15 protein-coding genes and 1 pseudogene are annotated in these 25,266 nt (G+C 71.8%); 7 read left to right on the top strand and 9 right to left on the bottom strand.

Annotation, left to right across the window (positions count from 1 at the left end):
• Window positions 1–267 precede the first annotated feature (267 nt).
• On the top strand, window positions 268–3,114 hold the full coding sequence (gene secA / locus ACFU3E_RS24235) for a preprotein translocase subunit SecA (protein WP_384161869.1): 2,847 nt from the start codon (window positions 268–270) through the stop codon (window positions 3,112–3,114).
• Between the two features lie 105 nt (window positions 3,115–3,219).
• On the opposite strand, the pseudogene ACFU3E_RS24240 reads toward secA, so the two are convergent.
• Window positions 3,220–3,876 (bottom strand): annotated as a pseudogene (locus ACFU3E_RS24240) (Rv3235 family protein); the annotation flags it as partial.
• A gap of 646 nt (window positions 3,877–4,522) precedes the next feature.
• On the opposite strand from ACFU3E_RS24240, the gene ACFU3E_RS24245 reads away from it, so the two are divergent.
• The 3 genes from ACFU3E_RS24245 (at window position 4,523) to ACFU3E_RS24255 (ending at window position 11,185) form a co-directional block, all read left to right on the top strand.
• Complete coding sequence (locus ACFU3E_RS24245; RefSeq protein WP_384161872.1) at window positions 4,523–5,038, top strand: DUF6912 family protein; 516 nt, start codon at window positions 4,523–4,525, stop codon at window positions 5,036–5,038.
• A gap of 69 nt (window positions 5,039–5,107) precedes the next feature.
• On the top strand, window positions 5,108–5,773 hold the full coding sequence (locus ACFU3E_RS24250) for an HAD family hydrolase (protein WP_384161875.1): 666 nt from the start codon (window positions 5,108–5,110) through the stop codon (window positions 5,771–5,773).
• A gap of 459 nt (window positions 5,774–6,232) precedes the next feature.
• Window positions 6,233–11,185 (top strand): NAD-glutamate dehydrogenase, encoded by a 4,953-nt coding sequence (locus ACFU3E_RS24255; protein ID WP_384161878.1) that lies wholly within the window; start codon window positions 6,233–6,235, stop codon window positions 11,183–11,185.
• A gap of 173 nt (window positions 11,186–11,358) precedes the next feature.
• Here the strand turns inward: ACFU3E_RS24255 and ACFU3E_RS24260 are convergent, their stop codons facing one another.
• The 4 genes from ACFU3E_RS24260 to ACFU3E_RS24275 all read right to left on the bottom strand — a co-directional run bounded on the left by ACFU3E_RS24260 (window position 11,359) and on the right by ACFU3E_RS24275 (window position 17,010).
• Window positions 11,359–13,005 (bottom strand): glycosyltransferase family 2 protein, encoded by a 1,647-nt coding sequence (locus ACFU3E_RS24260; RefSeq protein WP_384161881.1) that lies wholly within the window; start codon window positions 13,003–13,005, stop codon window positions 11,359–11,361.
• On the bottom strand, window positions 13,002–15,197 hold the full coding sequence (locus ACFU3E_RS24265) for a CDP-glycerol glycerophosphotransferase family protein (protein ID WP_384161884.1): 2,196 nt from the start codon (window positions 15,195–15,197) through the stop codon (window positions 13,002–13,004). The genes ACFU3E_RS24260 and ACFU3E_RS24265 overlap by 4 nt, the downstream gene beginning before the upstream one ends.
• 78 nt (window positions 15,198–15,275) lie before the next feature.
• Window positions 15,276–16,106 (bottom strand): ABC transporter ATP-binding protein, encoded by an 831-nt coding sequence (locus tag ACFU3E_RS24270; protein WP_384161887.1) that lies wholly within the window; start codon window positions 16,104–16,106, stop codon window positions 15,276–15,278.
• Window positions 16,099–17,010 carry an ABC transporter permease gene (locus tag ACFU3E_RS24275; RefSeq protein ID WP_384161890.1) on the bottom strand — a complete coding sequence of 304 codons (912 nt, stop codon included), beginning with the start codon at window positions 17,008–17,010 and terminating at the stop codon, window positions 16,099–16,101. The genes ACFU3E_RS24270 and ACFU3E_RS24275 overlap by 8 nt, the downstream gene beginning before the upstream one ends.
• A 167-nt stretch (window positions 17,011–17,177) precedes the next feature.
• Here ACFU3E_RS24275 and ACFU3E_RS24280 point away from each other — a divergent pair, with 167 nt between their 5' ends.
• Window positions 17,178–17,804 (top strand): TetR/AcrR family transcriptional regulator, encoded by a 627-nt coding sequence (locus ACFU3E_RS24280; protein ID WP_384161893.1) that lies wholly within the window; start codon window positions 17,178–17,180, stop codon window positions 17,802–17,804.
• A gap of 342 nt (window positions 17,805–18,146) precedes the next feature.
• On the opposite strand, the gene galE is transcribed toward ACFU3E_RS24280, so the two are convergent.
• Window positions 18,147–19,127, bottom strand: a complete 981-nt coding sequence (gene galE, locus ACFU3E_RS24285) for a UDP-glucose 4-epimerase GalE (RefSeq protein WP_384161896.1) — start codon at window positions 19,125–19,127, stop codon at window positions 18,147–18,149.
• A 70-nt stretch (window positions 19,128–19,197) separates the two neighbouring features.
• The gene (locus tag ACFU3E_RS24290; RefSeq protein WP_384161899.1) at window positions 19,198–20,958 is read right to left on the bottom strand and encodes a glycosyltransferase family 2 protein; all 1,761 of its coding nucleotides are present in this window, start codon (window positions 20,956–20,958) and stop codon (window positions 19,198–19,200) included.
• Window positions 20,959–21,115: 157 nt separating this feature from the next.
• Here ACFU3E_RS24290 and ACFU3E_RS24295 point away from each other — a divergent pair, with 157 nt between their 5' ends.
• Window positions 21,116–22,675 carry a hypothetical protein gene (locus ACFU3E_RS24295; RefSeq protein ID WP_384162009.1) on the top strand — a complete coding sequence of 520 codons (1,560 nt, stop codon included), beginning with the start codon at window positions 21,116–21,118 and terminating at the stop codon, window positions 22,673–22,675.
• On the opposite strand, the gene ACFU3E_RS24300 is transcribed toward ACFU3E_RS24295, so the two are convergent.
• On the bottom strand, window positions 22,605–23,120 hold the full coding sequence (locus ACFU3E_RS24300) for a MarR family winged helix-turn-helix transcriptional regulator (RefSeq protein WP_384161902.1): 516 nt from the start codon (window positions 23,118–23,120) through the stop codon (window positions 22,605–22,607). The genes ACFU3E_RS24295 and ACFU3E_RS24300 overlap by 71 nt on opposite strands.
• A 95-nt stretch (window positions 23,121–23,215) precedes the next feature.
• Here ACFU3E_RS24300 and ACFU3E_RS24305 point away from each other — a divergent pair, with 95 nt between their 5' ends.
• Window positions 23,216–23,629 carry an organic hydroperoxide resistance protein gene (locus ACFU3E_RS24305; protein WP_384161905.1) on the top strand — a complete coding sequence of 138 codons (414 nt, stop codon included), beginning with the start codon at window positions 23,216–23,218 and terminating at the stop codon, window positions 23,627–23,629.
• 20 nt (window positions 23,630–23,649) lie between these two features.
• Here the strand turns inward: ACFU3E_RS24305 and ACFU3E_RS24310 are convergent, their stop codons facing one another.
• Window positions 23,650–25,209, bottom strand: a complete 1,560-nt coding sequence (locus ACFU3E_RS24310) for a hypothetical protein (RefSeq protein ID WP_384161908.1) — start codon at window positions 25,207–25,209, stop codon at window positions 23,650–23,652.
• Window positions 25,210–25,266 lie beyond the last annotated feature (57 nt).

Consider the following 25,266-nt stretch of genomic DNA (forward strand, 5'->3'; position numbering starts at 1 on the left):
TCGGCGGGTGGCGGCGATGCCATGTGTTTGCCTTCGGTGAGGGAGTGGTCACGCGTTGTGCAATTCGGTGGAGAGGTGCGGCACTATCCGAGGGGGCCGCACGTTGTCCCCTTTGAAGCAGACGTGAATCAGAATCGAAGCAGCGGACGGTCGCCGTCACGGCAGGCCCTCCCGGCGCGGTGGGGTCCTCGCATACGATGGCCGTTGCTCAGTAAGTCAAGTGGTAACCGACCGTCCCAGGCCCGACCGGCAAGGAGACCAACCCCCGTGTCCGTCCTCTCGAAGATCATGCGTGCAGGCGAAGGCAAGATCCTGCGCAAGCTGCACCGCATCGCGGACCAGGTCAACTCCATCGAAGAGGACTTCGTCGACCTCTCCGACGCCGAGCTGCGCGCCCTCACCGATGAGTACAAGCAGCGCTACGCGGACGGCGAGACCCTGGACGACCTGCTGCCCGAGGCGTTCGCCACCGTCCGCGAGGCCGCCAAGCGCGTCCTCGGCCAGCGTCACTACGACGTGCAGATGATGGGTGGCACGGCCCTGCACATGGGCTATGTGGCCGAGATGAAGACCGGTGAGGGCAAGACCCTCGTCGGCACGCTGCCCGCGTATCTCAACGCCCTGTCCGGCAAGGGTGTCCACATCATCACGGTCAACGACTACCTGGCCGAGCGTGACTCCGAGATGATGGGCCGCGTCCACCGGTTCCTGGGCCTCGAGGTCGGCTGCATCCTCGCCAACATGACGCCGGCTCAGCGCCGCGAGCAGTACGCCTGCGACATCACGTACGGCACGAACAACGAGTTCGGCTTCGACTACCTGCGCGACAACATGGCCTGGTCCCAGGACGAGCTCGTCCAGCGCGGCCACAACTTCGCCATCGTCGACGAGGTCGACTCGATCCTCATCGACGAGGCCCGTACGCCGCTGATCATCTCCGGCCCGGCCGACCAGGCCACCAAGTGGTACGGGGACTTCGCCAAGCTGGTGAAGCGTCTCAAGCGCGGCGAGGCCGGCCAGCCGCTCAAGGGCATCGAGGAGACCGGCGACTACGACGTCGACGAGAAGAAGCGCACGGTCGCCATCCACGAGTCCGGTGTCGCCAAGGTCGAGGACTGGCTGGGCATCGACAACCTCTACGAGTCGGTGAACACGCCGCTGGTGGGCTACCTGAACAACGCCATCAAGGCCAAGGAGCTCTTCAAGAAGGACAAGGACTACGTCATCATCGACGACGAGGTCATGATCGTCGACGAGCACACCGGACGTATCCTCGCGGGCCGCCGTTACAACGAGGGCATGCACCAGGCGATCGAGGCGAAGGAAGGGGTGCCGATCAAGGACGAGAACCAGACGCTCGCCACGATCACCCTCCAGAACTTCTTCCGCCTCTACAAGCGCCACGACCACAGCGGCAAGGAGCAGCCCGGCCTGTGCGGCATGACCGGTACGGCCATGACCGAGGCCGCTGAGTTCCACCAGATCTACAAGCTCGGCGTGGTACCCATCCCGACGAACCGGCCGATGGTCCGCAAGGACCAGTCGGACCTGATCTACCGGACCGAGGTCGCCAAGTTCGAGGCGGTCGTCGACGACATCGAGGAGAAGCACGGCAAGGGCCAGCCGATCCTCGTCGGCACGACCTCCGTCGAGAAGTCCGAGTACCTCTCGCAGCAGCTCAGCAAGCGCGGCATCCAGCACGAGGTGCTGAACGCCAAGCAGCACGACCGGGAGGCGACGATCGTCGCCCAGGCCGGCCGCAAGGGCGCCGTCACGGTGGCCACCAACATGGCCGGCCGTGGTACGGACATCAAGCTCGGCGGCAATCCCGAGGACCTCGCCGAGGCGGAGCTGCGCCAGCGCGGCCTCGACCCCGAGGAGCACATCGAGGAGTGGGCGCACGCCCTGCCCGAGGCGCTCAAGCGGGCCGAGAAGGCCGTCCAGAACGAGAAGGACGAGGTCGAGAAGCTCGGCGGGCTCTACGTGCTGGGCACCGAGCGGCACGAGTCGCGGCGCATCGACAACCAGCTGCGTGGTCGTTCCGGCCGTCAGGGCGACCCGGGCGAGTCCCGCTTCTACCTTTCCCTCGGTGACGACCTGATGCGCCTGTTCAAGGCCCAGATGGTCGAGCGCGTGATGTCGATGGCGAACGTCCCGGACGACGTGCCGATCGAGAACAAGATGGTCACGCGCGCGATCGCCTCCGCCCAGTCGCAGGTCGAGCAGCAGAACTTCGAGACCCGTAAGAACGTCCTGAAGTACGACGAGGTCCTCAACCGCCAGCGCGAGGTCATCTACGGCGAGCGGCGCCGCGTCCTGGAGGGCGAGGACCTGCACGAGCAGGTCCAGCACTTCATGGACGACACGATCGACGCGTACGTCCAGGCCGAGACCGCCGAGGGCTTCCCCGAGGACTGGGACCTCGACCGGCTGTGGGGCGCCTTCAAGCAGCTCTACCCGTGCAACGTCACGATCGAGGAGCTGGAGGAGGCGGCCGGCGACCGGGCCGGGCTGACCGCCGAGTTCATCGGCGACTCCATCAAGGACGACATCCACGATCAGTACCAGGCGCGTGAGGACCAGCTCGGCTCCGAGATCATGCGGGAGCTGGAGCGCCGGGTCGTGCTGTCGGTCCTGGACCGCAAGTGGCGCGAGCACCTCTACGAGATGGACTACCTCCAGGAGGGCATCGGCCTGCGCGCCATGGCGCAGAAGGACCCGCTGGTCGAGTACCAGCGCGAGGGCTTCGACATGTTCACCGCGATGATGGAGGGCATCAAGGAGGAGTCCGTCGGCTACCTGTTCAACCTGGAGGTCCAGGTCGAGCAGCAGGTCGAGGAGGTTCCGGTGGAGGACACCAAGCCGGTGGCCGACCTCGAGAAGCAGGACGCGGTGCCGGCGCAGGCGGGCTCCCGGCCGGAGATCCGCGCCAAGGGTCTCGACGTCCCGCAGCGGCGCAACCTCCACTTCTCCGCGCCGACGGTCGACGGCGAGGGCGGCACCATCGAGGGCGACTTCACCGAGGACGGTGAGCCGGTGCGCTCCGAGGCGGACGGCCTGACGCGCGCGGAGCGGCGCAAGCAGGCGCGGGGCCGGGGGCGCCGCAAGAAGTGACGGTCGCCCAGGCGCCGTAGCGGCTTGAAGGGCCGGACACCTCAGGGTGTCCGGCCCTTCGTGCTGGGAGCGGCCGCGCCTGGCTTCAGGCGGCCGCACCAGGCGTCAGCCGCACTCCGGGCGGGGTGGGCGCGGGCCGCCGAGTTCCACCGCGGTGCAGCGCCAGCGGAGGTCCTGGCCGAGTTCCAGGCGGAAGGCCATGGCGCGCAGCCGGTCGCCCGCGCCGATGCGGGCGAAGGCCTCGATCGCGCCCGGCCGGGGTTCGAAGTAGCCGATGTCGCGGACGACGGGGCGGGCGCCGCGGGTGCGCAGGGGGCCGCGTTCGGCCAGCCACGCCAGCTCGTCGTAGGCACGGCCGCGGGTGTGGCGGAGCATCGAGTGGACGGGGCGGTGGCCGCTCAGCACGGCGACCAGGAGGTCGGCGAAGACATCGGTGGGGAGGGGCTGGGGAATCGCCGCTCGGCGGGAGCCCTGGGCCGGGACACGTGGGGCGGTCTCGGGGGAAGCGGGGGCGGTGGCGTCCGTGCCGCGCGCCGGGGTGGTGGTGCCCGTGGTCCTGCGGAGGGCTGTGCGGGTCGCGGAGGGGCCTGGTGGGCGTGTGTCCGCCGGGCGGGTGCGTGAGGTCTTGGAGCGGGCCGAGGCCGGCGGGCGGCCGCCCGCCGCCGGAGGCCGGGCACGCCCGCTGCCGGGAGAGCGCGGGGGCGCGGCACCGACGGGAGCGGGCGGCGTGGCTTCGACGGGAGCGGGCGGCGTGGCTCCGGTACCGACGGGGGTGCGGGGAGCGGTGCCGGCGGGGGTGCGTGGGGTGGCGCTGCCGGGGGTGCCGGGTGCGGTGCTCGTGCGAGAGCGGGATGCTGTGCTGCCGGGAGTGCCGGGTGCTGTGCCGCCGGGAGTGCCGGGTGCGGTGCTCGTGCGAGAGCGGGATGCCGTGCTCGCGTGAGTGCGGGGTGCTGTGCTGTCCGGGGTGCGGGGTGTGGTGCTGACGGCGGGAGGGCGGGGTGTGGTGGGCACTGGCGGGTGGGGCGTCGTGGTCGTCGTGGTGCGGTGGGCGTCGTGGCGGGTCGGGCGGTGCTGGGTCCTGGTCATGACCTTGTGCATGGGGGTCCCCGTTTTCGTGGGCCCGGTGGATACCGGGGAGTAACTTCGGGTTGGTGATCTTGTACGGGGCCGACGGGGGCGGCGGCAAGGAAGCGCGATCCGGGTCGCGGGCGCCGGAATGTTCACTTATCCGAGTGGTGTCGGGGTCGTGGACCTCGTGGGCACGGGGGCGGGCCGGGTGAATTCCGGGCCCGGGGTGGACGCGTCCGGGGGCACGGGGCGGGACTCGAAAGGGGACGCGCCGCACGTATCCTGAAGCCCTCCGGAGCTCTCCGGAGCTCTCAGACCACGACCACGAAAGCGGCCACCCATGCGTGTCTACGTGCCCCTGACCCTCCCCGGTCTCGCCGAGGCGTACAGGACGGGTGAGCTGGGAGCCGGGCCGTTCGTCGCGTACGCCGTGACGCCCGGGCTGCGCGAGTGGTACGCCTCCGAGGACATCGAGGAACTGGAGTACGCGGCGCTCGGCCGGGCCGCGCAGGCCTCGCTGCGTCTGCTGGCGGCCGAGCCCGAGGCGCCGCGGCGACGGGTCGTGATCGCCGTCGACGTGGCCGACCGGGTCGTGAGCGCGGATCCCGGCCAGGGTCCCGAAGCGGCGGCGCCGGGGGAGGTGCGGGTCGCGGGTGCGGTGCCGTTGGGCAAGGCCGCGTCGGTGCATGTCGACGCGGCGGACGCGGAGGCCGATGTGACGACGGCCGCCGAGGCGCTGCCGGCGGCGGACGGCGGGGACGACGACGCCCGGCTCGCGGTGGATGCGGCGGAGGACCACGAGCTGCTGTGGTTCGCCACGCAGGAGATCGCGAACCTGGTGGGACGCGGGGTCTGAACCGGCCGCGGGGGGCGCGTTGAGGTGCCGTTCTCTTGATTGTCAGTGGGGGCGGGTACGTTCTTGGGCATGGGGACGAAGACGGGCGCGCACATTGTCTGGGACTGGAACGGGACGCTGTTCCACGACATCGACGCGATCATCGGGGCGACGAACGCGGCCTTCGGAGAGCTGGGGCTGGAGCCGCTGACGCTGGAGAAGTACCGGGAGCTGTACTGCGTACCGGTGCCGAAGTTCTATGAGCGGCTGATGGGGCGGCTGCCGACCGAGGCCGAGTGGGAGGCCATGGACGACATCTTCCACCGGTACTACGCCGAGCACCGGACGGCGTGCGAGCTGACGGTGGGAGCCGTGGAGCTGCTGACCGGGTGGCGGTCGGCAGGGCGCAGCCAGTCGATCCTGAGCATGTACGTGCACGAGGAGCTCGTTCCGCTGGTCCGGGGGTTCGGCATCGAGCCGCACTTCATACGGGTGGACGGCCGGACCGGACCGTCGGGGGGCAGCAAGGCCGAGCACATGGTGCGGCACCTGGCATCGCTGAGCGGGGTGGCGCCGGAGCGCACCGTGGTGATCGGGGACGCGGCGGACGACGCGGTGGCCGCCCTGCACGTGGGGGCCCGCGCCGTGCTGTACACCGGCGGGTCGCACAGCCGGGTGAGCCTGGAAGCCGTCGGTGTTCCTGTCGTGGACACGCTGGAGGAAGCGGTCGCTGAGGCGGAGCGGCTCGCGGCCTGACCGGAGCCCGCCCACCGGAACCCGTGGCGGCACTGTGCAGAACGTCAAACTTCCGGGGCTGGTTTTGTACACATACGGCTCATGACGGAGCCCCTGTGGGGAGCGATAGCCTAGGTGGCGTGATCAGCGCGATAGTTCGCGGGGACGTCGTCGTCCCTGCCCTGCGCCCGGAGAGCACGGACGACATCCGTGACCGGGCGGCGGTCGCTGGTCTTCGCGGGCGGGATGTGACATCGAGGGCTCCCGGGACGCCGAGCATCACCAGGACACGGGCGTCGCAGAGAGCAGCATCACACCGGTGCAGCAGCTCAAGAATGGCTCAGACACCCCCGCTCATCTCACCTTGCGGCATAGCGTCGGAACAGACCGGATACCCCGTGTCACGACGTGAGGTCGTAAGCGCAGAGGCCGTACTTCCTTCTACGTCACGCAACGGCGCGCGACAGGAGCCAGAGGACAATGCAGACCAAGCTGGACGAAGCCAAGGCCGAGTTGCTCGAGAGGGCCGCCCGGGTAGCTGAGAACAGCCCGGTCGGGGGGCACCTACCGACCGGGTCGACGGGCGAGGAGACCCCAGACGCCCAGGAAGCCCCGGACCGCGAGACCCTCCGCACGTTCCTCCAGCGTTACTACCTGCACACGGCCCCGGAGGACCTCACCGACCGCGACCCGGTCGATGTCTTCGGAGCTGCCGTATCGCACTACCGGCTGGCCGAGAATCGCCCCCAGGGCACGGCCAACGTGCGGGTGCACACCCCCACGGTGGAGGAGAACGGGTGGACCTGCAGCCACTCCGTGGTCGAGGTCGTCACCGACGACATGCCCTTCCTCGTCGACTCCGTCACCAATGAGCTGACGCGTCAGGGGCGCGGGATCCACGTCGTCATCCACCCCCAGTTCGTGGTGCGGCGCGATGTCACCGGCAAGCTGATCGAGGTCCTGTCGACCCCGGCGACCGGCGACCTTCCGCACGACGCGCACGTCGAGTCCTGGATCCACGTCGAGATCGACCGCGAGACCGACCGTGCCGACCTGAAGCAGATCACCGCCGACCTGCTGCGCGTGCTGTCCGACGCCCGTGAGGCCGTCGAGGACTGGGGCAAGATGCGGGAGGCGGCGATCCGGCTGGCGGAGGGGCTGCCGGACGAGCCCATCCCCGGTGACCTGCCCGGACCCCAGGTCGAGGAGGCCCGCGAGCTGCTGCGCTGGCTCGCCGACGACCACTTCACGTTCCTCGGCTACCGCGAGTACCAGCTGCGCGACGACGACTCGCTGGCCGCCGTGCCCGGCACCGGGCTCGGCATACTGCGCGCGGACCCGCACCACGCCGCCGAGGAGAGCCACCCCGTCAGCCCGTCGTTCGAGCGGCTGCCGGCCGACGCCCGGGCCAAGGCGCGCGAGCACAAGCTGCTCGTGCTGACCAAGGCGAACAGCCGGGCGACCGTGCACCGGCCGTCGTACCTGGACTACATCGGCGTCAAGAAGTTCGACGCCGACGGCAACGTCATCGGCGAGCGGCGCTTCCTGGGCCTGTTCTCCTCCGCCGCCTACACCGAGTCCGTGCGCCGGGTCCCGGTCATCCGGCGCAAGGTCGAGGAGGTCCTGGAGCAGGCCGGGTTCTCGCCCAACAGCCACGACGGCCGCGACCTGCTGCAGATCCTGGAGACGTACCCGCGCGACGAGCTGTTCCAGACCCCGGTCGACGAGCTGCGGTCGATCGTCACCTCCGTCCTCTACCTCCAGGAGCGCAGGCGCCTCAGGCTCTACCTGCGCCAGGACGAGTACGGGCGTTACTACTCCGCCCTCGTCTACCTCCCGCGCGACCGCTACACCACGGGCGTGCGTCTCAGGATCATCGAGATCCTGAAGGAGGAGCTGGGCGGCATCAGCGTCGACTTCACGGCCTGGAACACCGAGTCGATCCTGTCCCGGCTGCATTTCGTGGTCCGGGTCCCGCAGGGCACCGAGCTGCCGGAGCTGTCCGACTCCGACAAGGAGCGCATCGAGGCCCGGCTGGTGGAGGCCGCCCGCTCCTGGGAGGACGCGTTCGCCGAGGCGCTCAACGCCGAGCTCGGCGAGGAGCACGCGGCCGAAGCGATGCGCCGGTACGCGCACGCCTTCCCCGAGGGCTACAAGGCCGACCACAACCCGCGCGCCGCGGTCGCCGACCTCGTCCACCTGGAGCAGCTGAACGCCGAGGCGGACAAGGACTTCGCGCTCAGCCTGTACGAGCCGGTCGGCGCCGCCCCCGAGGAGCGTCGCTTCAAGATCTACCGCACGGGCGACGCGATCTCCCTCTCGGCCGTCCTGCCGGTCCTCAACCGGCTCGGTGTCGAGGTCGTCGACGAGCGGCCGTACGAGCTGCGCTGCTCGGACCGCAGCGTGGCCTGGATCTACGACTTCGGTCTGCGCATGCCCCGCTCGAACGGTGCCGGGGACTACTTCGGCGACGACGCCCGCGAGCGCTTCCAGGACGCCTTCGCCGCCACCTGGACCGGCAAGGCGGAGAACGACGGCTTCAACGCCCTCGTGCTGAGCGCCGGGCTGAGCTGGCGCCAGGCGACGGTGCTGCGGGCGTACGCCAAGTACCTGCGTCAGGCGGCGTCGACGTTCAGCCAGGACTACATGGAGGACACCCTCCGCAACAACGTCCACACCACCCGCCTGCTCGTCTCCCTGTTCGAGGCGCGGATGTCGCCGGACCGGCAGCGCGCGGGGCACGAGATCGTGGACGCGCTGCTGGAGGAGGTCGACGCGGCCCTCGACCAGGTGGCCTCGCTCGACGAGGACCGGATTCTCAGGTCCTTCCTGACGGTCATCAAGGCGACGCTGCGGACCAACTTCTTCCAGGAGGCCGCGGGCGGCAAGCCGCACGCCTACGTCTCCATGAAGTTCGACCCGCAGGCCATCCCCGACCTGCCGGCGCCCCGCCCGGCGTTCGAGATCTGGGTGTACTCGCCGCGCGTCGAGGGCGTGCACCTGCGCTTCGGCAAGGTCGCGCGCGGTGGCCTGCGCTGGTCCGACCGGCGTGAGGACTTCCGCACCGAGATCCTCGGCCTGGTCAAGGCGCAGATGGTGAAGAACACCGTCATCGTGCCGGTCGGCGCCAAGGGCGGCTTCGTCGCCAAGCAGCTGCCCGACCCCTCCGTGGACCGGGACGCGTGGCTCGCCGAGGGCGTCGCCAGCTACAAGACGTTCATCTCGGCCCTGCTCGACATCACCGACAACATGGTCGCGGGCGAGGTCGTCCCGCCCGCCGACGTCGTCCGGCACGACGAGGACGACACCTACCTCGTCGTCGCCGCCGACAAGGGCACCGCGACCTTCTCCGACATCGCCAACGGGGTCGCCGAGCAGTACAACTTCTGGCTCGGTGACGCCTTCGCCTCCGGCGGCTCCGCCGGATACGACCACAAGGGCATGGGCATCACCGCCCGCGGCGCCTGGGAGTCCGTCAAGCGGCACTTCCGCGACATGGGTGTGGACACCCAGACCGAGGACTTCACGGTCGTCGGCGTCGGCGACATGTCCGGTGACGTGTTCGGCAACGGCATGCTGCTCTCCGAGCACATCCGCCTGGTCGCGGCCTTCGACCACCGGCACATCTTCATCGACCCGAACCCGGACGCCGCCACCTCCTATGCCGAGCGCCGCCGCCTGTTCGAGCTGCCCCGCTCCAGCTGGGAGGACTACGACAAGGAGCTGCTGTCGGCCGGCGGCGGCATCTTCCCGCGCACGGCCAAGGCGATCCCGGTCAACGCGCACATCCGCGAAGCCCTCGGCATCGAGGCCAAGGTCACCAAGCTGACCCCGGCCGACCTGATGAAGGCGATCCTCCACGCGCCGGTGGACCTGCTGTGGAACGGCGGCATCGGCACGTACGTCAAGTCCTCGGCCGAGTCCAACGCGGACGTCGGCGACAAGGCCAACGACGCCATCCGCGTCGACGGCAGGGACCTGCGCGTCCAGGTCGTCGGCGAGGGCGGCAACCTCGGCCTGACCCAGCTCGGCCGGATCGAGTTCGCGCTGCACGGCGGCCGGATCAACACCGACGCCATCGACAACAGCGCGGGCGTGGACACCTCCGACCACGAGGTGAACATCAAGATCCTGCTCAACGGCCTGGTCACGGACGGCGACATGACCGTCAAGCAGCGCAACAAGCTGCTCGCCGAGATGACCGACGAGGTCGGCCGCCTGGTGCTGCGCAACAACTACGCGCAGAACACGGCGATCGGCAACGCCCTCGCCCAGTCCAGCGCCATGCTCCACGCCCAGCAGCGCTTCATGAAGCACCTGGTCAGGGAAGGCCACCTCAACCGGGCGCTGGAGTTCCTGCCCACCGACCGGCAGATCCGCGAACGGCTCGCCCAGGGCCAGGGCCTGACCGGCCCGGAGACGGCCGTACTGCTGGCCTACACGAAGATCACGGTCGCCGAGGAGCTGCTGCACACCTCGCTGCCGGACGACCCGTACCTGAAGGGTCTGCTGCACGCCTACTTCCCGACCGAGCTGCGCGAGCAGTTCCCCGAGCGGCTCGACGGCCACCCGCTGCGCCGCGAGATCACCACGACCGTCCTGGTCAACGACACGGTCAACACGGGCGGTACGACGTACCTGCACCGGCTGCGCGAGGAGACCGGCGCATCGCTGGAGGAGATCGTGCGGGCGCAGACCGCGGCCCGGGCGATCTTCCGTCAGTCCCCGGTGTGGGACGGGGTCGAGGCGCTCGACAACAAGGTCGAGGCCGAGGTCCAGACCCGCATCCGGCTGCATGCCCGCCGCCTGGTGGAGCGCGGCACGCGCTGGCTGCTCAACAACCGGCCGCAGCCGCTGGAGCTCGCCGAGACCGTCGACTTCTTCGCCGACCGGGTCGAGCAGGTCTGGGGGCAGCTGCCCAAGCTGCTGCGCGGCGCCGACCAGGAGTGGTACCAGAAGATCTACGACGAGCTGACGGGCGTCGGCGTCCCCGACGAACTCGCCACCCGCGTGGCGGGCTTCTCCTCGGCCTTCCCGACGCTCGACATCGTCTCGATCGCCGACCGCATGGGCCGGGAGCCGCTGGACGTCGCCGAGGTCTACTACGACCTGGCCGACCGGCTGCGCATCACCCAGCTCATGGACCGCATCATCGAGCTGCCCCGCGCCGACCGCTGGCAGTCCATGGCCCGCGCGGCGATCCGCGAGGACCTGTACGCGGCGCACGCGGCGCTGACCGCCGACGTCCTGGCGGTGGGCGACGACACCTCGACGCCCGAGCAGCGCTACAAGGCCTGGGAGCAGAAGAACGCGGCGATCCTCGGCCGCGCCCGCAGCACACTGGAGGAGATCCAGAGCTCCGACGCGTTCGACCTCGCCAACCTGTCGGTGGCGATGCGCACGATGAGGACGCTGCTGCGCACGCATTCGTAGTCGCACGGCGTACGGCGTGACAGGCGCCCCGGGCCGCTTCCGGCCCGGGGCGCTTCTTCCTGCCGTGTCCCGGGGCGACGGCGCGGAGCGGGCGCCGCCGCGCCCACCCACGCTTCTCAGCGGCACGACTGCCCGCGGCCAGGCGGCTACGTCAGTTGCCCGCGGCCAGGCGGCTACTTCAGTGCACTCGCCACCAAGCGCACCGCCCTCTTCACCCTCGGGCGGGCCACCCTGCGCACGGCCGGGCGGATCACCCTCGCCGTCACCCCCACCGGTTCCCAGCGGACCTGCAGGCGGCCCGGGCCGTGGCCCTCCGGCTCCACCGTCAGGCGGTGGGAGGGGATGCGGGTCGTGAGCGCAGGGAAGGCCAACGGGGCCAGCAGCAGGCCCGTGTGGGACAGGCCCTGGTGCTGGAGGCGGAGCAACGGGTGGCGGATTCCGGCGAAGCCCTGGAGGGGGAGCGGAGCCGCCCCGAGGTCCAGATGGACGTGACCCTCGAAGAGGCCGGGACGGACGGGGGAGAGGCGGAAGGGGACGCGGAGACGGCGGCCGCCCGGGGCGATGAGGAGCGTCGCGCGCTGGGGGCCGACGGGGAGGCGCAGCGCCGGGTCGTAGGTGCGGATCGTGAGGTCGATCGAAGCGCCCGGGCCTCGGGTGATCTCCTTGATCTCATGCCGGAACTGGGCGCTCGGAAAGGGGCGGGTCTCCAACTCCAGGTCGGAGATGTCCAGTTCACGGCGGGACCACTCCGACTCGGGGACCCTGTCCCCCCAGTAGGTGCGGCCTTCCGGATCGGCGGCCACCCACCTCGGTGCCACCCCGTGCCCCAGGCCCCGGGCCGCCAGGCGGGCCTCCGGCAGGCGGCGGTCGCGGATCAGCTGGATGACGACGCGCTCGGCGCGCGGGAGGCGGGCGAAGGCGCCCGGGGTGAGCGTGTCGAGGTAGGGGGTGACGATGTCCGCGAAGGACGTCAGCCAGGCGTCGTCCCGGTAGGGCAGGTCACCGGCGTACATCCGGAAGTCGTGCTTGAGGAACTTGTGGTCCTTGTCCTCGCGCAGCGACTCGTGCCCGCTCTCGGCCAGGAACATGTCGATGAGGTGCTGGACGTGCACCCGGTCCCGGACGTTGGCGAGCTTGTGCCGCTGGTTGGATATCGAGGCCGCCTCAAAGGCCGCGAAGGGCGCCACGTACCAGCGGTAGACCGGTTCCGGGACGATCGTGAAGGTCTTGGCCAGGCAGTACGCCTGTGCCGAGAACAGCTGGTCCTCGTAGTGGATGCCCTCGGGAAAGCGCAGGCCGTGCCGGTCGAGGAAGGCGCGGGCGTACATCTTGCTGGTGGCCAGGTGCTCGAAGAGCAGGCGCGGATCGGCCTCGATGCCGTCGAGGGTGCGGCGCTCGGCGACCAGGTGCGGCATCCACGTCGAGCGGCGGCCGTTGTCCACCCGGACCCGCTGCACCGCGCCCATCGCGAAGTCGATCTCGCGTTCGCGGTGCGCGGCGAGCAGCAGTTCGACGGCGTTGCCGGGGAGTTCGTCGTCGCTGTCGAGGAACATCAGGAACGGCGCCCGCGCGATCCGCAGGGCGCGGTTGCGCGGGGCGCTGCAGCCGCCGCTGTTCCGCTCCAGGCGGAGGTGCCGGATGCGGGGGTCCTGGGCCGCCAGCCGTTGTGCCACCGCCGGGGTCGCGTCCGTGGAGTGGTCGTCACTGATGATGATCTCGAGGTTCGCGTGGGTCTGGCGGCGGACCGAGTCGACCGCGCGGGTGAGGCGTTCGGCGTCGTTGTAGACGATGACCGCCACGGTGACGTCGGGGGTGCTCATGCGGTCGCCTCCTGCGGGGCCGGGGCCGGGGTGCGTTCCTCGATCGGCAGCACGGGCGGCAGGTCCCGTTCGTCCTGGCCGAGGAAGACCCGGCGGACGACGCGTTCGGCGGCGCGCCCGTCGTCGTACTCGCAGAACCGGCGCCGGAAGACGGTCCGGGTCTTCGCCGCGTTCTCGTCGCGCCAGGCCTCGGTGGTGAGGATCTCCGTCAGCTCCTGCTGGGTGCGGGCGACCGGGCCCGGGGCCTCCGCCATCAGGTCGAAGTAGACGCCCCGGGTCGTGCGGTAGGTCTCCCAGTCGTCGGCGTAGATCACGATCGGCCGGTCGAGGTTGGCGTAGTCGAACATGATCGAGGAGTAGTCCGTGACCAGGGCGTCCGCCGCCAGGCACAGCTCCTCGACCGGGTCGTAGGAGGAGACGTCGATGATCCGGCCCGTGCGGCGCAGGTTCGTGAGCGGGGAGGCGGCGCCGCCGTAGAAGTAGTGGCCGCGCACGAGCAGGACCGTGTCCTCGCCCAGGCGGTCGGCGAGGGCGGCGAGGTCCAGGCGCGGGGTCCAGCCGGCCTCGTAGTCGCGGTGGGTGGGTGCGTAGAGGACGGCCCGGCGGCCCGGGGCGATGCCGAGACGGTCGCGGACCGTTCGGATGTCGTCGGCACCGGCCGTGTAGTAGATGTCGTTGCGCGGATAGCCGTGGTCCAGTGAGACATAGCGCGACGGGTACGCCCGCTCCCACATGCGGGTGGTGTGACGGTTGGCCGACACGCTGAAGTCCCACTTGTCGATGCGTTCCAGCAGCGCCCGGAAGTCCAGGCCCTGCGCGGCGGCCGGGAACGCCATCTGGTCGATGCCCATGCGCTTCAGGGGCGTGCCGTGATGGGTCTGGACGTGGACCGCGTCCGGGCGTTTGACCACCGCGTTCGCGAAGTTGACGTTGTTGACGAGGTACTTGGCGGTCGCCAGAACCTCCCAGTAGCGGCGGCTGCCGGGCACGACGTGGTCGGTGCCGGGCGGGAGCAGGGCCGCGTTCTCCTCGGTGACCACCCACACCGCGTGGATCTGCGGGGCCAGTTCGGCGAGCTTGGCGGCGATCGCGGCGGGGTTGCAGGCGAAGCCGCGGTTCCAGTACGCCGAGAACACCGCGAGATGCGGGTTGACGGGGCGGCCGAGCGCCCTGCGGTACTGGTGGTCGCGGAGCTTGGCGCCGACCTGGCGCTTACGGGTCCGAACGGCCGACCTGGCGGTGCGGCGGGTGCGGTTGACGGTCTGGAAGGCCCGGTACTTCGTGTAGGCGCCCTCCTCGAGCAGGGAGCGGCGGACGCCTTCGAGTCCGGCCGGGCGGCGGTGGTTCTCCGGGCGGCGGCGCAGGGCGGCCAGGGACGCCCGGCGGAAGAACTCCCGCGCGACCTCCTCCGGCATGCCGCCGCGTGCGAAGGTGCGCAGGCATTCGCGGACCATGAGGTCGTAGAGCACGGTGTGCGCGGCGCGCCGGTCGCGGGTGAGGTCGAGGAGGGACTCGTAGCGCTCCACGAGGCCGTAGCGCTGCTCGGGTGTGACCGGGGGCAGGCTCGCGGGGCGCAGCCGGCGGTCCTCGTAGGCGACGTGCGGCAGGCAGGCGACGCGGTCGGCGAGCAGCAGGACGGCCAGGGCGGCGTAGGGCTCGTCGTCGGTGGTGAGCCGCTGTTGGTGCGCCCTCCAGAAGTCCGCGCGCAGGACGCGGGTGCCGAGCAGCGGGGTCAGCCGCAGCAGGGGCGCGCAGTCGTCGAGGGCGACGTCGGCGCGGCCCGCCCGGGCGAGGAGCGAGCCGTCCGGGGAGGGCATGCCGGAGGTGTGCCAGGTGCTGCGGACGTGGTCGAGCAGGAGGACATCGACCTCGCCGGGGAGTTCGGCCACCCGCTCGGCGACCGTGCGCGGGGCGCCCGCGGGCAGGCCGTCCTTGGCGTGGACGAAGTGCAGCCAGCGGCCTGAGGCCCGGGCCGCGCCCGCCGCCCGGGCCGCCGCGTCGCCCGTACCGTCCGGCAGCGGTACGACCTGGATCTCCGGGGTGTGCCGCTCGGCGGTCTCCCGGGCCCAGTCGCCGGCCGCGGCCACGATCACCTCGGCGTCCGGAAGGGGGTGGGCGGCGAGGGAGCCGAGGAGTTCGGTCAGATGGTCCTGGACGTTCGGCCCGTGGACGATGACACTGAGCTCGGCCATCACGGGGACCCCTCTCGCAGCTGCACCGTATGCGGTCATGCTGCCATCAATGAGGCAAAAGGGCCGACCGGGTGCGCCTCACGAGGGAACGGCGGCCTTCGGCTTGGGCTTCGGCTTCGGTGCCTTGTCCCCGGTGAACGCCTCGTACTCCTTGAGGACGTCCTCCGTCGGCCCGTCCATGCGCAGCTCCCCGCGCTCCAGCCACAGCACCCGGTCGCAGGTGTCACGGATCGACTTGTTGTTGTGGCTGACCAGGAACACCGTGCCCGCGTGCTTGCGCAGCTCGCGGATGCGCGCCTCGGAGCGCTTCTGGAAGGAGCGGTCGCCGGTGGCCAGCGCCTCGTCGATCAGCAGGACGTCGTGGTCCTTGGCGGCGGCGATGGAGAACCGCAGCCGCGCGGCCATGCCGGAGGAGTACGTCCGCATCGGCAGCGTGATGAAGTCGCCCTTCTCGTTGATGCCCGAGAAGTCGACGATCTCCTGGTAGCGGTCCCTGATCTGCTCGCGGGACATGCCCATGGCCAGGCCGCCGAGGTGCACGTTGCGCTCGCCGGTCAGATCGTTCATGAGGGCGGCGTTGACGCCGAGCAGGGAGGGCTGGCCGTCGGTGTGGATACGGCCGTTCTCCACGGGCAGGAGACCGGCGACGGCCTTCAGCAGGGTCGACTTGCCGGAGCCGTTGGTGCCGATCAGGCCGATGGCCTCGCCCCGGTAGGCGACGAAGGACACGTTCTTCACGGCGTGCACCCGGCGCACGCCCGACGCCTTCTCGGCCTGCTTGCGGCGCATGATGCGGTTGAGGGCGGCGGTCGCGGAGCCGCGCCCGGCGCCGGTGCCGTTGACGCGGTAGACGATGTCGACGCCGTCGGCGACGACGGTCGGGATCTTCTCGCTCAGGTGCTCAGCCACGGCCGTACGTCTCCTCAGCCTTCCAGAAGTAGATGAAGCCGCCGACGCCGGCGACCAGCGCCCAGCCGGCGGCGAGCGCCCACACGTGGGTGGGGAGCTGGTTCGCGTGGAAACTGTCGATCAGGGCGAAGCGCATCAGGTCGATGTAGACGGCGGCCGGGTTGGCCGCCAGCGCGAGCGTCACCACGTGGGGCAGGCTGTCCTTCTGCGCCAGCTTGTCGATGCTCCACATGACACCCGAGACGTACATCCAGGTGCGCAGCACGAACGGCATCAGCTGGGCGATGTCGGGGGTCTTGGCACCCATCCGGGCCATGACCATGGAGACGCCGGCGTTGAAGGTGAACTGCAGGAACAGGGCCGGCAGCGCCAGCAGCCAGGACGCGCCGACCGGTACGCCGAAGCAGAGCAGGATGACGACCAGGGCGCCCATCGAGAACAGCAGCTGCTGCAGCTGCTGGAGGCAGAACGACAGCGGCAGCGCGGCGCGCGGGAAGTGCAGGGCGCGCACCAGGCCGAGGTTGCCGGAGATCGCGCGGGTGCCCGCCATGATCGAGCTCTGCGTGAACGTCCAGATGAACACGCCTGTGACCAGGAACGGGACGTAGTCCGGCACGCCGTGCTTGGTGCCGAGCAGCACGCCGAAGATGAAGTAGTAGACCGCCGCGTTCAGCAGCGGGGTCATCACCTGCCAGACCTGGCCGAGCTTCGCCTGGCTGTACTGGGCGGTGAGCTTGGCGGTGGCGAACGCGGTGATGAAGTGGCGGCGGGCCCACAGCTGCCGGACGTACTCGGGCAGGGAGGGCCGGGCGCCGCTGACCGAGAGGCCGTGGCGGGCGGCGAGGGCCGCGAGGTCGTCGGCCGGGGCCGGGGTCTGGGGCGGTGTGTCGAGGACCGTGCTCACATCCGCTGCTTTCGCTCGGGGGTTGGGGGAGGCCCGGAAGGAGGCGGTTTTTACCGGACTCTTCCCGAATTCTTACGTCGGGACGGGACCGTATCGTCGCAACGGGAGCGTACGTCGTACGAGCGTCGGAACGCAACCGTTTCGTCGTGACGCCCTATGCTGTCGGCATGACGACGAAGCCCGACGAGCCCCAGCAGCCCCCGCGCCGCCGGGCCCCCGCGGGGGCGGCCGTACTGCGCCAGGACGTGACGGAGGCGATCCGGGCGGCCGTCTTCGAGGAGCTCGCGGCCGTCGGCTACGCGCGGATGTCCATCGAGGGGATCGCGCGCCGGGCGGGGGTCGGGAAGACGGCGGTGTACCGCCGTTGGCGCTCGAAGCTGCACCTGGTCCTCGACCTCGTCTCGGCCCTTGCGGTGCAGGGCCTGCCGGCGCCGGACACCGGCTCCCTGGAGGGCGACCTGCGGCTCCTCTACGAGGTGACGTCCCGGGCCCTGCGCCACCCCGTCGCCTCGCAGGTCATCCCTGACCTCCAGGCCGAGGCGGCCCGCAACCCCGACATCGCCGAGGCCATGCAGAAGGCCCTGCGTGAGGGCCAGGACGGCGTCGCCACCGGCATCGTGACGGCGGCGGAACGCCGCGGCGAACTCAGCCCGGGCATCGACCGCGACCTCGCCCTCGACCTGATCTCCGGCCCGCTGTACTGGCGCTCGGTGGTGATCCGCAACCCGAAGCTGCCGCAGGGATACCTCGGGGCGCTGGCCCGGGCCACGGCGGAGGGACTGAAGGCGTTGTAGGGCGGAGTCTCCTCGGTGCCGGTGCCGGTGCCGGTGCCGGTGCCGGTGCCGGGGCCGGGGCCGGCGCCGGCAGGGGGCGTCGCGCCGAAGGGGCCCCGGCGGTCGGGGTGCGAGGCCGCGGGCGAGCCAGGCCGACGGCGGGCACCAGACCCCCGGGGCGGGTGGCCCGGCCCAGGCGGGTGTACGCCTCGGGTGAGGGGGCCCGGGCAGGCACGGGCCCGGATCCTGCGATGCGCGCCTCACATGAAAGTGGCCCGGCGACCCCGGCCGAGCCGGCGGGTTGCGCCTCGCATGAGGGCGCCCGGGCGGACGCCGAGCCGCCCGGGTCCGTGACCGGGCAGGTCAGTCGCGCCCCGCCTCCGGGTGCAGCCGCACCCACCCCTCCCACGCCGACGTGATCATGTCCTGCACGCCGAGCCGGGCCTTCCAGCCCAGTTCGGTGGCCGCGCGGTCGGCGGAGGCGACGACGCGGGCCGGGTCGCCCGGGCGGCGGGGGGTGACCGCGGGCGGCCGGTCGTATCCGGTGACCGCGTTGATGCGGTCGATCATCTCCCGGACGGAGACGCCCTCGCCCCGGCCGATGTTGAGCGTGAGGTCGCGGCCCGGGGAGGAGCGCAGGACCCGGGCCGCCGCGACATGGGCCTCGGCCAGGTCGACGACATGGATGTAGTCGCGCACACAGGTGCCGTCGGGGGTCGGGTAGTCGTCGCCGAAGATCCGCGGGGGCGTGTTCTCCGTGAGCTTCTCGAAGACCATGGGGACGAGGTTGAAGACGCCGGCGTCCGCGAGCTCCGGGCCCGCCGCGCCGGCCACGTTGAAGTAGCGGAGGCACGCCGTCGACAGCCCGGACGCCCGGCCCGTCGCGCGGACCAGCCACTCACCGGCCAGCTTGGTCTCGCCGTACGGCGACATGGGCACGCACGGCGTCTCCTCCGTGACCAGGTCCACGTCGGGCATGCCGTACACCGCCGCCGAGGAGGAGAAGACAAAGGACGGCACCTTCGCCGCCGTCACGGCGTCCAGCAGGATCCGCAGGCCCTCGACGTTCTCCCGGTAGTAGTCCAGCGGCCGTTCGACCGACTCGCCCACCTGCTTCTTCGCCGCGAGGTGGACGACGCCGGTGACCGAGTGGTCCGCGAGGGCGCGGGCGAGCCGCTCGGCGTCCAGGGTCGAGCCCACCACCAGCGGCACCCCGTCGGGAACGCGCTCGGCGATGCCGGTGGACAGGTCGTCGTACACCACCGCCCGTTCCCCCGCCGTGGTCATCGCCCGTACGACGTGCGCGCCGATGTAGCCGGCGCCGCCGGTGATCAACCAGGTCATGTGCGGCCGTCCCCTCAAGAGTTTGACCCGTGGTGGTGCTGTGCGCTGATCCGTCGTGGTGGTCGTGCCTTCAGTGAAGCAGGCGGCGCAGTCGTGCGCGTACGACCGCCAGCACACCGCGTACGCCGGGGGCCACCCGCAGTGCCAGCGCGCCGGAGTGGGTGGTGTACGGCTGTACGAGTACCACGCCGTGCCGGGCGCTCGGGACGGCGCTGCGGCGCAGCAGACCGGCGCCCGTGAGGGCGTGCGCCGTGACATCGCGGCTCGTGCCGTCGCGGAAGCGGATGCGAAGGCGCAGGTCCCAGGTGCCCACGCCGGGCGCGGCCAGTGCGGGGAGGTCGACGTCCGTCTGCGCCGACCAGGCGGCGGCGGAGACAGGCCCGGATCCGGAGGTCCGGGAGGCCCCGACGGCCGCGGAGGCTTCGGCGGTCCGGGAGGCCCCGACGGCCCCGGAGGCTTCGGCGGTCCCGGAGGCCCCCGAGGCCCCGGAGGTCTCCGCGCACGGCACGAGCACCGCGCTCGCACCCGGGACCACCACGTCCCCGTCGTCCCGGAACCGCCACTCCACGTCCACCGTCTCCGGTCCCGCCTGCGCCACACGCCCGTACAGCTCGTGCAGGCGCAGCCGCAGCCGGGTGCCACGCGCCGTCGGCCGCAGCTCCGCGTCGACGGCGAGGGGCAGCGCACGTACCGGCCGGGCCTGAAGAGGCTCCAGGGAGACCTGCGGGAGGCCCGCCGACCAGACGGGCGTGCCGTCCGCCGCACGGGCGTACGGCGGGTACAGCCGGGCCGGGCGGGCGGCGAGTTCCCGCAGCCGGGGCAGGTCGCGTGGCTCCGGGGAGGCCAGGACGACCCGCCCGATCAGCCGGCCGGGAGCGGCCGGGTTCCGGGCCCAGTCGTCGGCGTCGTACTCCGCGAGGTGCGCCCGCGTGAGCTCCCACCACGCGCGCCGGTAGGCGGCATCGCGCAACCCCAGTTCGCGCACGTACATGCGCAGGTCGTGGTCGAGGAACTTGGCGCGCGCGGCCCGCGCGAGTTCCTTCTGTCCGGCGCCCAGCAGCACCTCGTACGCCTGTCGGCACGCCTCCGTACGGGCCCGCCAGTTCTCGGCACCGGCCCGGTCCAGGGAGATCGACAGCCGCCCGGCGGACCGGCGCACGTGCCAGACGTACACCCGGTCCGGGACCAGGACGACGCGCGGAGCCGCGGCCAGGACGCGCGCGGTGAAGACGACGTCCTCGTACGGGAAGCGGCCCTCGGGGAAACGGATGCCGTGCGCGCGCAGGAAGGCGGTGCGGTAGAGCTTGTTGACGCAGAGCGTGTCGTGGACCAGGCGGGGCCGCCGGGCGGGGTGCGGCACCACGGCGTGCAGCGCGTAGAGGCGCGGCTGCCAGGGGACTTCACGCCCCGACGGCAGTTCGCGGCGTACGCACAGCCCGCTCGCGACCTCCGCGTGCGCCCCCTCGGCCGCTTCGAGCAGCACGTCGACCGCACCGGGCGGCAGGACGTCGTCGCTGTCCAGGAACATCACGTAGGGCGAGGTCACCGCGTCGAGCCCGGTGTTGCGCGGGGTGCCGCAGCCGCCGCTGTTGACCCGGCGGCGGATCACCTTCAGGCGTGGCTCCGAGGTGGCGAGCCGGTCGAGCAGACCGGCGCTGCCGTCCGTCGAGCAGTCGTCGACGGCCACCACCTCGCGCACGGCCGGGCCCTGAGCCAGCGCCGAGCGCACGGCTGCCGTCACATGCCCGGCGTCCTCGTAACCGATCACCACGACGGCGACCTCGGCGGGCGGCCTCCCGGTGTCCCTCTCGGTCTCCTTCTCGGCATTCATCACGGCGGATCGTAAGCCGGGCGAATGACATAAAAGTGATAACACACCATTAAACCCGTACCAAGCCTCTGATTCGGCTCAGAATCGGGCCGTGAAGAGCGGACGGGCGAGGGGGATCGGCGGCTTCGGCGCGGGGGTGGTGCCCGTGACGGTGCCCATGGCGGTGATGCTCGCGACCGGGCTGTGGGGCCTGGACCGCGGCGGCATGTGGGGCGACGAGAGCGTCACCTTCCAGGTCGCGCAGCGCACGGTCCCGCAGATCTGGCGGCTGCTGCACGACGTGGACGCGGTGCACGGCCTGTACTACCTGTTCCTGCACGCCGTCCTCGCCGTCCACCCGGGCGAGGTCGTACTGCGCCTGCCGTCGGTGTGCGCGGCGACGGCGACCGCCGGCCTGGTCGCGGCCCTGGGCGTCCGGCTGGCCGGGCCCCGGGTCGGCCTGTGGGCCGGGGTCCTCTACGCGATCACGCCGATGACCGGCCACTACGCCCAGGAGGGACGGTCGTACGCGCTGGTCGCGGCGGGTGCGGCGGGGGCGACGCTGCTGCTCCTGAGGGCCGTGGACGGAGCGGGTGCCCGGGCCTGGTGGCCGTACGGGACGGTTGCCGCCCTGACCTGTGTGCTGCACGAACTGGCGTTGCCGGTGCTGGGCGCGCACGCGGTGACGCTGGCCCTGCTCCGGGTGCCGGGGAGGGTCTGGTCCGGCTGGGGGCGTGCGGCGGGAGCGGTGGCGTTGCTCCTGCTGCCGCTGGCGTGGGTGTCGCTGGGGCAGTCCGGGCAGGTGGCGTGGCTGGAGTCGCCGGGGTGGGACCGGGTGGAGAGGCTGGCCCGGAACTTCTCTCCCGGCCGGGCGGGGCCGGTGTTCTGGGGGGCGCTGCTGCTGATGGCCGTGGGACTCCGCGAGCGGCGCACGGCCGCGGTCGCGCTTCCGCTGCTGCTGGTGCCGCCGGGGATCCTGATGACCGTGTCGCAGGTCCGGCCGCTCTACCACGACCGGTACGTGCTCTACGCGCTGGCGGGGGCTTCCCTGCTGGTCGCGGCCGGGGCCGGGCGGGTGGCCCGGGCGCTGGGGCGGGTGCGGTTCGACGGGCGGCGGCTGCGGGTGGGTGGCCGGCAGGTGCGGGCCGTCGTGGGCGTCACCGGCGTTCTCGCCCTCACCGCCGTCTTCCTGAATCAGCTTCCGGTGCATCGCCAGGACCGTTCCGCCGCCCACCGCCGGGACAACCTCGCCGTGGTCTCCGCGCTCGCCGTCCGCCAGATGCGCCCCGGCGACCCGGTGCTGTTCGTGCCGTCGGTCGGCAGGCTCGCCGCGCTGGCCTACCCGAAGGGGTTCCGGCGGGCGCGGGACATCGCGCTGCGGGAGTCCGCGCCCCGCTCCGGGACGCTGTGGGGGCTGGAGGCGACCCCCGGGGAGCTGCGGCGGCGGCTCGCCTCGGTGGAGCGTGTCTGGGTGGTCGCCGAGCGGTCTGCGCTGGATCCGCGCTGGTTGCCGCCCGACCCGGTCGAACGCACCAAGCTCGCCGTCCTGGAGAAGGAGTTCACCGTCCGGGAGGAACACGTCAGGGACGACGTGGTGCTCCGTCTCCACGTCCGGCGGGAGCCGGCCGAGGTGCCGCCGGGTGTGTCCGAGGTGCCGCCCGGCGCCGCTACGACCGCTCGTCTGCCGGCGGGCCGCCCTGCGGCTCCGCGAGCGCGGCCGCGTCCAGCGCGGTGGTGAGCTCGTCCAGGCGGGCGCGCAGGGCGCGGACCTCCTCGGGGTCGAAGCCGGTCGAGGAGGCGATCCGGCGCGGCACCCGAAGCGCCCGCCCGCGCAGCGCGACGCCCTCCTCGGTCAGCCGCACCTCCACCGACCGCTCGTCGCGCGCACTGCGCTCCCGGCGCACCAGACCGGCCGCCTCCAGCCGCTTGAGCAGCGGCGACAGCGTGCCGGAGTCCAGGCGCAGGTGCTCGCCGAGCTTCTTCACGGGCAGCTCGTCGTGCTCCCACAGCACCAGCATCACCAGGTACTGCGGGTAGGTGAGCCCGAGGTCCTTGAGGATCCCGCGGTAGACGCCGTTGAAGGCGCGGGAGGCCGCGTGCAGGGAGAAGCAGATCTGCTGGTCCAGGCGGAGCCAGTCGTCGTCGGGCGTGTTCATACCTCCAGGGTAGCTCGAATCCACCATTTAATTGCGCACAACTTAATTGTGTGCTCTAATTCTGGAGGTCAGGCGGCCCGGAAGCGGGCCGCCGAACGTTGACGTGAGAGGGAAGGTTTTCCATGGACGCGCTCTACACCGCTGTCGCCACCGCCACCCACGGCCGCGAGGGCCGCGCCGTCAGCTCCGACGGTGTGCTGGACCTCCCGCTGGGCGTGCCCCAGGCGATGGGCGGCAACGGCCAGGGCACCAACCCCGAGCAGCTCTTCGCCGCCGGTTACGCCGCCTGCTTCGGCAGCGCCCTCGGCCTCGTCGGCCGCCAGGCCAAGACCGACGTCAGCGACGCCGCCGTGACCGCCGAGGTCTCCATAGGCAAGCAGGGTGAGGGCTTCGGGCTCGCCGTCACCCTCCGCGTGGAGCTGCCCGACAGCGTGGACGAGGCGACCGGCCGCAAGCTGGTCGAGCAGGCCCACCAGGTCTGCCCGTACTCCAACGCCACCCGCGGCAACATCGAGGTCGACCTCGTCATCGAGTAGTCCCGAAGACCTGGCCGCAGTCACCCCCCGACCCGCGCCAGCACCTCCCCCGTCCGACTGCTCCACGCCACCACCACGGCCTCCTCGGGCACCGGGTGCCAGCGCGTCAGCAGCAGCCAGCGCACGTGGTAGCGGCGGACGACGGCGGACCGCCCGGCGCGGGTCGAGCCGGGGGCGAGATAGGCGCGGACGTCGGCCGCCCGGCGCTCGCGCCGCCGCTCGTCCAGGGCGGGGTCGGGCCAGATGGGTGCGGCGAGGTTCGGCCCGTACCCGGCGATGGCGTGACTGGCGAAGTACCCGTCGGTGATCACGACCTCGCCGGGCCCGATGTGCCGTGCCGCCCAGTCGTACGACGGCCAGCGCGTCGGCTGTGTGAACCCCACCGGGTCGACCGAGCGCGGCACGACCGCTCCGGCGTGCACGGTGACGAACCCGACGCACGCCCCCACCGCCGCCGCCCCGCCCAGCACCCGCCGGGCCCGCTGCCAGGGCCGGGGCGCCGCCAGCTCCACCGCCAGGGCGAACTGCAACGGCACCAGCGCGGCCCACAGGGCCCGGGCGTACGTGTAGTGCCCGCTGACCCAGCCGTACGCCACCAGCAGGCACTCCAGCAGGAACATCCACACCAGCGGATCACGCGCCGACCGGCGGGCCCGCACCCACAGCGCGGGCAGACCGAGCAGCGCCAGCCAGGAGTTGGCGAGCATCCGCTCGTACAGCTGCCGGTGCATCGCGTCCATGCCGGTGTCGCCCACCAGCGTCAGGACGTCGTAGTACGGCCAGGTCAGGGCCACCGTCGTCAAGGCCGCCCCGGTGAGCGCCCAGCGCGCCACGACCGGCCGGCGCCAGCCGCGCTGCCGGGACGCCACGATCGCCACCGCCCCGGTGAGTGCCGAGGCGGCCGTGACGGGATGGGTGAGCAGGACCAGCCCGTACAGGGCACCGATCCCGGCGTACCCCCACCAGCCGCCGAGCCCGCTCGGGCCGACGAACCGCACGGCGCGGGTGTCGTCCCGGGCACGCGTGCCCGTCCAGGCCCACGCCCAGAACGTCAGGCCGATCGCGAGCGCGGAGGGGTAGCCCAGGTTCGTCGTCATCGACATCAGCCCGAGGTAGCCGCTCCACAGGATCCGCGCGGTGCCCCACAGCAGCGTCATGAACAGCAGGGCCCACACCGGCGCCCAGGGGCGCGGGGTGAGGGTCCTGACGAAACGGCCGAGCCCCGTCAGCAGCACCAGCAGATGCACCGGCCCGGCGAGCTTCACCACCTCCCAGCCCGACAGCCCCGTCAGCCGCGCCACCACGCCCTGGGCGACGGCGTACGGCCCGTAGTACGGGCTGCCCTCGCCCGGCAGGTCCGCCATGGTGTGGGCCGGGTGCAGCAGATCGGCCTTGAGGCGCTCGACGACCGCCGCGTGCTGTCCGGCGTCGCAGCACAGCGGGATCCGCCAGTACGCCAGCGTCATCACCAGCCAGAACAGGGCGCCGTAGAACTGGTAGGGGGTGAGCCGCCCGGCACGGCCGCCGCGCAGCGCCGTCGCACCGCGCACGGCCCTCCGGACCAGGACCGGGACGCTCACAGGAGGGTGTAAGGGGTCTGGGGCATGCGCCGAATGTTCCCGCCCCTACGCATGCCC

Origin of the sequence: Streptomyces sp. NPDC057424, from assembly GCF_042803315.1 — a bacterium.
Lineage (GTDB): Bacteria > Actinomycetota > Actinomycetes > Streptomycetales > Streptomycetaceae > Streptomyces.